Annotated in this window: 6 protein-coding genes; 4 read left to right on the plus strand and 2 right to left on the minus strand. The window is 68.9% G+C overall.

Annotation, left to right across the window (positions count from 1 at the left end):
- Nucleotides 1-228: 228 nt before the first annotated feature.
- Nucleotides 229-1,263 (minus strand): amino acid ABC transporter substrate-binding protein, encoded by a 1,035-nt coding sequence (locus AB0I53_RS43045; protein ID WP_358615231.1) that lies wholly within the window; start codon nucleotides 1,261-1,263, stop codon nucleotides 229-231.
- 322 nt (nucleotides 1,264-1,585) lie between these two features.
- Between AB0I53_RS43045 and AB0I53_RS43050 the strand changes: the two genes are divergently transcribed.
- Together AB0I53_RS43050 and AB0I53_RS43055 are read left to right on the plus strand one after the other, a co-directional pair.
- Nucleotides 1,586-2,626, plus strand: coding sequence for a LacI family DNA-binding transcriptional regulator (locus AB0I53_RS43050; RefSeq protein ID WP_358615233.1), 1,041 nt, complete (start codon nucleotides 1,586-1,588; stop codon nucleotides 2,624-2,626).
- Nucleotides 2,627-2,760: 134 nt separating this feature from the next.
- Nucleotides 2,761-3,219, plus strand: a complete 459-nt coding sequence (locus AB0I53_RS43055; protein ID WP_358615235.1) for a TetR family transcriptional regulator C-terminal domain-containing protein — start codon at nucleotides 2,761-2,763, stop codon at nucleotides 3,217-3,219.
- A gap of 33 nt (nucleotides 3,220-3,252) precedes the next feature.
- Here the strand turns inward: AB0I53_RS43055 and AB0I53_RS43060 are convergent, their stop codons facing one another.
- Entirely contained in the window at nucleotides 3,253-4,194 is a 942-nt protein-coding gene (locus tag AB0I53_RS43060; protein ID WP_358615237.1) for an NAD-dependent epimerase/dehydratase family protein, read from the minus strand.
- Between the two features lie 317 nt (nucleotides 4,195-4,511).
- Between AB0I53_RS43060 and AB0I53_RS43065 the strand changes: the two genes are divergently transcribed.
- Nucleotides 4,512-7,187, plus strand: a complete 2,676-nt coding sequence (locus AB0I53_RS43065) for an FtsK/SpoIIIE domain-containing protein (RefSeq protein WP_358615239.1) — start codon at nucleotides 4,512-4,514, stop codon at nucleotides 7,185-7,187.
- Nucleotides 7,188-8,753: an FtsK/SpoIIIE domain-containing protein gene (locus tag AB0I53_RS43070; RefSeq protein WP_358615241.1), complete on the plus strand. Its 1,566-nt coding sequence runs from the start codon at nucleotides 7,188-7,190 to the stop codon at nucleotides 8,751-8,753.
- Nucleotides 8,754-8,842: the final 89 nt, after the last annotated feature.

Raw genomic sequence — 8,842 nt, forward strand, 5'->3', positions numbered from 1 at the left:
CAGACTCGTTTTGCGTGGCGGTGTGGGTGGCGGCCCCCCTGCGGGAGTTGCTGCGGCCTTCTCGCTGTGGGATCCCCGACTCATGAATGCCAATTCACCACGCCGGGGACTGGCCTCGCCGAGAGCCCTTTCGGGCGGGCACAGCCCTGAGAACCCGCGGCGGTGCCGGTTGGGAGGGTGGGCTAAGCGGCTGCGCCGCTTCAAAGAAGAAGACCAGTCTCTTATGCATCACCACGCCGGCTTGGGGTGGACCAGATCGGCTTCCTTGGTCTCCGCGGGCAGCACGATGTGGATCCGGCCGCCGACGTACTGCTGGATCAGGTGCGCACCGCGAGGTTTTCCGGTGGCGTCCCAGCTGAGCTTGCCGACCACGGTGTCCACCTCGTTCTGGCGCAGCCAGCCGATGAGCCTGCGCTGGCAGTCGGGGTCCGGATCGGCGCAGCCCACGGCCTGCACGGCGGCGGCCACGACTTGCCCGGTGGTCCACGCGTTGGCCTCGTCCTCGTTGGGCGGGGAGTTGAACATCCGGGCGTAGTGCTCGACGAACTCCTTGTTGGACGGGAAGTTCGCTTCCGGCGTGTACCCGGTGGGGGAGAGGATTCCCTCGGTCTGCTCGCCGATGGCCCTGGCGAACTCCGGATTCGTCGGTGCGGTGGAGAAGGCCGCCATCGCGGGCTGGTAGCCGAGTTGGCGCAGCGCCAGGATGAGGTTGACCGCGTCCTGGTACTGCGTTCCGCCGACGACGAGCTCCGCCCGCGAATCGGCGATCTTGGCCGCGATCGAACCGAAATCCGTGGTGTTGGGCGGGTAGACCTCATCGGCCACGGTGCGGATTCCCGCCGCTTCGAGCTTGCCCTTCAACCCGTAGGCAGTGCCTTGCGCGAACGGGTCGTCCATGGCCGCGTACGCGGCGGTTTTCGGGCGTTGGTCGGCGGGCATCGCCAGGATCGCCGCGGCCAAGTGGTCGTAGTGGTCCTCGGCGACCGCGGGCGCGGCGTAGAAGAGGTTGTCGAAGCCCTGGTTGAAAACTTCCTCGGCGGCGCCGGCCGGCTCGACGAACAGGAAGCCGTAGTCCTTGGCGACCTGCGCGGCCGGGATCACCAGACGGGTGGAGAACGGTCCGAAGATCAGGTCAGCGCCGTCCTGGTTGATCAGCTTCTCGTAGTCGGCCGCGACGCGGTCGGCGTTGGACTGGTCGTCGAGGATGGTCAGCTCGACCTTGCGGCCCAGCAACCCGCCGCGGGCGTTGACGTAGTGGCCCACGCTTCGTAACCGCGGCGGACGCCCTTGCCTGGCTCGGAGAAGTCGCCGGTGAGGGGCAGGGAGATGCCGATTTGGATGCTGTCGTCGTTGCCTCCGGCGCCCGAACTGAGGCAGCCGGTCAGCGCGAGGCTCGCGCTGGTCACGAGTACACCTAGTCGAAGACGTTGTGAAATTTTCATGGTCCACCCGTCGTTGGGGGCATCCGCAAGCGTTTTCGTAAGCGCTTACGGCAGAATAGGAACCATCGGACGAAGTGGCAAGGGTCACGGATCATGATGGTGGGCGCGGTCCGCGGGGCGGACCGGAGCGGAAGGGGTCACGGATGCCGCAGCAACGCGCGAGGCTCAGGCTCATCGACGTCGCGGAGCGGGCCGGGGTGTCGATCGCGGCTGCGTCGCGGGCGTTGTCCGGGTCCGCGGGCGTCAGCGACGCCATTGCCCAGCGGGTGCGCGAGGTCGCCGCGCAGATGGGCTACGTCGCCAACGTGCACGCCCGCACGCTGGCCGGCGGGGCGAGCACGAGCGTCGGGCTGCTCGTGCACGAGATCGGCGACCCTTACTTCACCGAGATCGCGAGCGGGGTGCTGCGCGTCGGCGCGGAGCAGGGCCTGACCGTGCAGATCTGCCACACCGGGCGCGACCCGGAGAGCGAGCTCGTCCAGGTCCGCACGCTAATCGCCAACCGGGTCCGGGCGATCATCGTCGCAGGCTCGGGTTTCGTGGACGCGCGGATGCAGGCGTCGGTGAAGCAGGACCTCCTGGCGTTCCAGGAAACCGGCGGCCGCGTCGCGGTGATCGGACGCCACCACCTCGGCACCGACGCGGTGCTGCCGGACAACACCGCCGGCGGTCGATCGATCACCGAACACGTGCTCTCGCTGGGGCACCGGCGGATCGCCGTCGTCACCGGCCCCCGAATCCTGACCACGGTGGCCGATCGCCTAGCGGGTGCCGCGCAGGCACTGGAAGCGGCCGGACTGTCGATTGAGGACATTCCTGTCATCGAGGAGGCGTTCACGCGCGATGGCGGCACGCTGGCCATGCAGCGCGTCCTCGACGACCACCCCGACGTGACTGCGGTGATCGCGCTCAACGACGACATGGCGATCGGTGTCCTCGCGGCCCTGCGAGCGCGCGGAATGGCTGTGCCGAAGGACATTTCGGTGGCGGGCTTTGACGACGTGGCCGTCGCGGAGCACCTGTCGCCGGCCTTGACGACGGTGCGGTTGCCGATGGCGGAAATGGGTGAGCAGGCGTTGCTCCTCGCGTTGAAGCAGCCGTCGGCCCGGCCTCGCCGCCGCACCACGGCGCATTCACTGGTGGTGCGCGAGTCCACTGCGCCGCCTCCGCGTCGCAAGCGCTGAATCCTCGCCACCGCTCGGACCGCGGACGTCACCAGGATGCCGGATGACCCGTGTCCCCTCGGCCGCTTCGACGCAGAGCACGTCGTTGTCGCGGGCGATGAACCCGGTGCCCGACAGCGACAATTCGGTTACCGGTGGTCATTTCGTGCCGCTCGGCAGGAAGCCGACCGTTGCAAGCGGCTCGTAGCCGCCGGCCTGCACTCGCCGCTGCGTGCCGGCCAAGCCGTGGCCCAACTGCGCTGGAAGTCCGGGGAGATCAGGACCTGATCCCGCCGGGTCGCGAGTCGCACGTGCAGATCTGGTCAGACGGCTGGCACGAGGCGCAATTCGACCCCGAGTTCGCCGAGGTCTACGCGAGGGTGTTCCGGTCCTGCCGTGACTGTCTCGCGGACGTGATCGCGGCAGGGCGCGCTGCCGGTGCCTTCCGCGGCGACCGGGATCCGGTCGCCGGCGCGCAGACCATCGTGACGATGGCGATGGCCGTCAGCGGGCTGAGAGCCGTGCGCGCGCCACTGCTCGACCAAGCGCAGGCGCGGACGATGCTGGCCGAACTCCTCGGGCAGGAACTGGGCTACCGGCCGCAGTGGGCGTGAACGGCGATTGCACGCCCAACCGCTTGTGCGGCTTCAGCTTTGGATGGCGAGTTTCTGCTGCCACCACTCGACGGTTGCCGCGAGTGCTTCTTCGGTCGGGGTGGGTTCCTCTTCGAACGTTTTCGTGTAGGCGCTGGAGTCGATCACGAATGGTGCGTCGAACTGGTAGCGGATCTCGTGCAGTTCGCGAACCAGTGGGGAGACCAGGCCGATTGCCTGTAGTGCCCACCACGGCATGGCGGACACGCGGGGCGCCGAGAGTCCGGCGATTCGGCACATTTCCTCGATGGCGTGGCGCGCGGACACGGGAGGCGCGGTGGGGACGTGCCATGCGCGGCCCCAGGCCCGTTCTTCCAGGGCCAGCCGGACCAGGGTGCGCGCGACGTCGGGCGCGTAGGTCCAGCTGTGCGCCGCGTCCGGGTCGCCGAGGACCTGGATGGGCCGGCCCCGCAGCAGCTTGGGCACGACGCGCTCGGCCAGGTGACCGCCCGCCGTCACGCCGGGGCCGATGAAGTCGGACGCGCGTGCTTCCGTCACGCGGACGCGCCCCTCCTGGTGGCGGGCCAGGGCGTCCCGCCAGACGCGGGCCCGGGCCTCGCCCTTGCGGAATCGGGCGCTCAGCGGGAGATCTTCGGTCATGGGAGCGTCCGTCGGGCCGTACGCGTAGAGGTTGCCGGTGAGGATCAGGACCGCGCCGGTGCGTTCGGCGGCGTCGAGCAGGCCTGCCGACAACCGCGGCCAGTCCTGGACCCACCGGTGGTAGGGCGGAGCGGCGCAGTTGTAGATGGCCACCGCGTCGGCGCTGGCCTCGGAGAGCCGCCCGGCGTCACCGGCATCCAGCGCGACGTGTTCGATCGGGCCTTCGGCGGGGCCGCCGGAACGGCTGATCAAGCGAACCCGATGGCCTCGTTCTGCGAGCAGGCTCGCCGTGGCCGTGCCGATCGGCCCCTTGCCGACCACGACGTGGACGGACATCCGGTCATCTCCCCCTCGACGTTGAGATCGCTGAACATCGTCGATGGTGTCGCGATGTCGATCGACGCGGTTCGCCTCCGCGCTTTCTACCACCTGCCCTTGCCGATAACCCCATCCACCCTGGTGAGACGCGGCGGGCGCGGCGTAGGGGTAGGTCGACCGTAGTCGCTCGTTCGATTTTCGTGAGTCAGGCCGAAGATGGGTTTTCCTGATCTACACTTTGGCGCCTAAGCTTGGTTGGGGCCGCGTGATCATTGTTCGTTGATGAGGTGAACGGTGGTGTATCGGTTGGTCAGGGGCGGCCGGTGATCGTCCGGATGACCATCCGCGACCCCGAGACCTCGGCGAGTCAAGACGTCGAGGTGATCGCCGATCCCGGTAGCAGCGTGGGTTCGATCTTGTCCTCGCTGCCGACTGCCAGCGACCGGGCGTGCTTCGTCGGGGCCGCCCAGCTGGATCCGCTGGCCACGTTCGCGCAAAGCCCCTTGTTGCACGGCGCTGTCATCAGCATCGGCGCGCCAGGGCCGGTGTTCCGGCCGATACCGACCGGAACCGGGGACGACTCCGTCGGCGTGCTCCGCGTCGGCAACGGCCCGGATGCCGGTTTGGCGGTGCCGCTGGCCCCGGGGGAGCATGTAGTGGCGAGGCGTTCCAGCGCGGCGGTGTGTTTGCGGGATTTCGACGTGTCCCGCAACGAACACGCCCGTCTGGAAGTCTCCCGGGATGGCAAGGTCCTGGTCGTGGACTGCGGCTCGACGAACGGAACGTTCGTCGGCGGCTCCCGGGTCACCGGCAAGGTCGAACTGAGGCCGCGAAGCGTCCTGCGGATCGGCACCGACGAGCTGAGTTGGACACCGCATCCTGGTGGAACGCTCCGGGGGCAGCGCAGCGCGGACGGGAGAGTGGAGTTCAACAGGGCGTTCACCAGGGCCCCGGCCATTCCGTCCATGGAGGTGCAGCTCCCGGTCCGGCAGGCGGCGCCGGCGGACAACAGCCTGACGGCGCTGGCGACCTTCCTGCCGATCGGGGGTGCCGTGGTGCTGGCCGTGCTGATGTCGTCGCCGAGCCTGCTCTGGTTCGGGTTGATCGGGTTGCTCGGTTACTGGTTGACCTCGGCCGCGCAGGAACGGCAGCAGAACGAGCGGACGCAGACCTTCGCGGCGGCCGCCAATGCGGCCACCGGCAAGATCAATGATCACATCGCGGCCGAGCAGAAGGTGCGTCATCAGCGATCACCGGGCCCTGCGGAGATCGCGGCGACCGCGGCCGGGGAGCGATCTGACCTGTGGACTCGGCGCGCCGACATGGCCAACGGTCTGGTGCTCAGGGTGGGAGTGGCCGATCAGCCCGCGTCCGTGACTGTGCGCGGTGAGCCGTGGCAGGGCTTCCAGCGGCCGCTGCTGCGCTCCGCACCGGCCACTGTGGACCTTCGGGCCACGGGGGTTTTCGGCGTGGTCGGCAGTGGCGAGCGGGCACGGGCGTTGTTGCGCTGGCTGGTGATCCAGCTCGCCACCCTGCGCGCGCCGGACGACCTGCGGCTCGTGATGATCACCGCGGGACAAGACCGTTCGCTGACCTGGGCCCGTTGGCTGCCACACCTCGATGCCGGCGCCGAGGCCCCGTGCCGGATCGGCAACACCCGGGACACTCGCGCTGCCCGCGTGCAGGAACTCCGAACCCTCATCGCCGCCCGGAAGGCGGAGCGCCGCAGCGCCTCCGGCGGCTGGTCCGGTGACGAAGTGGTCGTCGTGCTGGACGGCGCTCTCGCTCTGCGCGACCTACCAGGAATGAACGAGATTCTGCGCGACGGCCCGTCGGTCGGTGTCTACGCGTTGTGTGCCGACCGGCAAGGCATGAACGAGTGCTACGGCATGTGCGAGGTGGACACCAAGCCCCCGCGGCTGACCAGGTCCCGCGACGACCGCGCGCTCAAGGTCGAGCCCGACGGACTCGACGAGGAGACCGCCACGCGGCTGGCCAGGGCACTCGCTCCGATGCGCGACCGGCTGACACTCGCGACCGCGCAGAATGCCATTCCGGGCACCGTGCGATTCCTCGACCTGCTGGGTATTTCCACGCCGACCGCGGCGGAAGTCCTGGCCGAGTGGGGAGAGAGCCGAGGCCCCCGCACTCGCGTGGTGCTGGGTGCGGACGCCAACGGCCCGGTGAGCGTCGACCTCGCGGTGCAAGGCCCGCACACGATGCTCGGCGGCGCGACCGGGGCAGGTAAGAGCATCTTGCTGCAGACCCTGGTCACGTCCCTGCTGCTGACCAACCGACCGGACGAACTCAACCTGGTGCTAGTGGACTTCAAAGGTGGCAGCGCCTTCCTGCCGTTCCGGCACTGCCCCCACGTCACCGCCCTGATCCGGTCCACCGGCGAGACGGTGGCCGAGGTCTTCGATGAGGCCGCGGCCGCCCGCACCCTCTCGTCGATCCGCGCCGAAGTGAGCCGGCGAGAGTCGTTGCTCGCCCGCTACGAAGGCGAGATCGACAAGTATTGGCAACGGGCCCGTACCAGCCCGGACCTGCCACCGCTGCCACGCCTGGTGATGATCTTCGACGAGTTCGCCAGAGTGCTGGACAGCTCCCAGGACTTCATCAAGGAACTGGTCGGCGTCGCTGCTAAGGGACGCTCGCTGGGCATGCATCTCGTGCTGGCGACGCAGTCGCTGCAGGGCAAGCTCTCACCCGAACTGAAGAACAACATCTCCCTGCGGATCAGCCTGAGGCAGAACGAGCCTGCGGACAGCACGGAGGTGCTCGGGGTGCCCGATGCCGCGGAACTTCCCGGTGCGCTTCGCGGCCGCGGCCTGATTGTGTGCACCACGGCCGAGTCCCGCATTCCCCTGCCGTTCCAGTCCGGATATCTCGGCGCACCACCTTCTAGCGGCCTCGCGCCAGCCCGGCTGCGGGCCCTGACCTGGACCGACCTCGGCGTCGCCAGGGAGGCCGAACCGGCCGGCCACAGCGACACGCCGACCGATCAGTAATTGGCCATCCGGGCGATCGAGCAAGCGGCCCGCGAAGCGGACCTGCCACGGCCGTTCCGGCCGCTGCTGCCACCGCTGCCCGCGACGCTGACGCTCGATTCCCTGGCCGGAAGCCAGACCGCCGCATCGCCGCCGGGCGCCGCGCCATTCGGTCTGATGGATTCGCCCAAGCAGCAGGCCCAGCCGGCGGACTTCCTCGACCTGGCCGGCAGTGACCGGCTGATGGTCGCCGGTGGCCCGCAATCTGGTCGCACCACGTTCGCCCGCACCCTGATCACCACTATCGCAGCTCGGTTCAGAGCTGATGAGGTCCACCTGTACATCGTCGAGCGCTATCCGGGTGGGCTGTCCGCCGTCGAGAACTTGCCGCACTGCGGCGGAGTTTTCGCTCCGTCGCAGCCCGAGCGCATACGTCGCCTGGTGATGTGGCTTGGCCAGGAGACCCAACGCCGCACCGTCGGCAACGACTCGCCGCGCATAGTGGTCGTGATCGACGGATGGGAACACTTCGAGGACCACAGCGATCCGGCGTTCACGCCGACGTCCCTGGTCATGACCATGCGCGAGATCATCACCAAGGGAGCCCCGCTTGGGATCCACATCGTGGCGATCGGCGGCCAGGACATGCTCGACCACAAGCTTCCCGCCCTGTATTCCCGGCGGCTGCTGCTGCCCTTCCCGAAGGAAGAGACGCGCCGCATGCACCTGCCTGCGGCGATGACCAGCCCACCGTCCCTGCCCGGCAGGGCCGTCGATGCGGCGACCGGGCTGCACGTGCAGATCTGCTTACCGGTGCGGGGCAACGAGATCCGGGACTTAGACCCGGTTCGGGCGCCCAAGCAGTTCCCGCCGATCCCCGCGCGGGTGCCGCTGAGCGGACTAACGCTTCCGGATCCGCTGCCCTCGTCAACCTGGATTCCGCTCGGCGTGGGTGGCGCCGACAACGCCACCATCGGCCTGGACCTGTTTCACGGCAGGCATCACTTGCTCCTGGTATCCGGTCCGGCCGAGTCGGGGAAGACCACGGCGGCCGCCGCCGTCGCCGAATCCTTGCGCCGAGCGGGAATCGGCGTGCTCGCCGTTTCCCCGCCCCGTTCACCACTGGCCCGCACGCTTCCGGACGACCCAGGTATCCGTGTGCTCACCGATGTGACCATTGCGGACACCAGGCTGCGCGAGGAGGCGGAAACCTTCGGCGACGAGCCCTATGCAGTAGTCCTCGACGACGCCGACCACGTCACGATCCTGCCCACCCAGCAGGGGTTCGCCGACAGCCCGACACTGCTGGACGACATCAGCCACCCCGGCGCCCGCGGCCGCCGGGCCCTGGTTCTCACCGTGGATGCCACACCGGTGCTCGGCGGGTTCCCCAGCCCTTTGGCACGCCTGATCAACGCCATCATGTCCGCAGGCGCCCGGATCGTGCTCACCCCGGCAGGGCGCACGGTCTCCGTCGCCCACAACCTGGCACTTGAGGCGGACCAGTACCTCAGCGGCCCGCCCGGCCGAGGCTACCTCGCCACCGGCCGCGAGCCGGTGGCGCTGCACTTCGCATCGCCCGGCTAAGAGCGTGTCTCGTTTGGATCTTGGTGGGGTTTGCGGGCATGATCTTGGTTCGTGGTTGATGAGTTGTCGCGACGGTTGGTGCCCGATGA

The sequence above is a fragment of the Saccharopolyspora sp. NPDC050389 genome (genome assembly GCF_040655595.1).
Taxonomy (GTDB): Bacteria; Actinomycetota; Actinomycetes; order Mycobacteriales; family Pseudonocardiaceae; genus Saccharopolyspora.

Bases quoted from the DNA above. Each gene is read 5' to 3' on its own strand.
- AB0I53_RS43050 (WP_358615233.1), top strand. From the start codon at position 1,586: ATGCCGCAGCAACGCGCGAGGCTCAGGCTCATCGACGTCGCGGAGCGG.
- AB0I53_RS43065 (WP_358615239.1), top strand. From the start codon at position 4,512: ATGACCATCCGCGACCCCGAGACCTCGGCGAGTCAAGACGTCGAGGTG.
- AB0I53_RS43060 (WP_358615237.1), bottom strand. From the start codon at position 4,194: ATGTCCGTCCACGTCGTGGTCGGCAAGGGGCCGATCGGCACGGCCACG.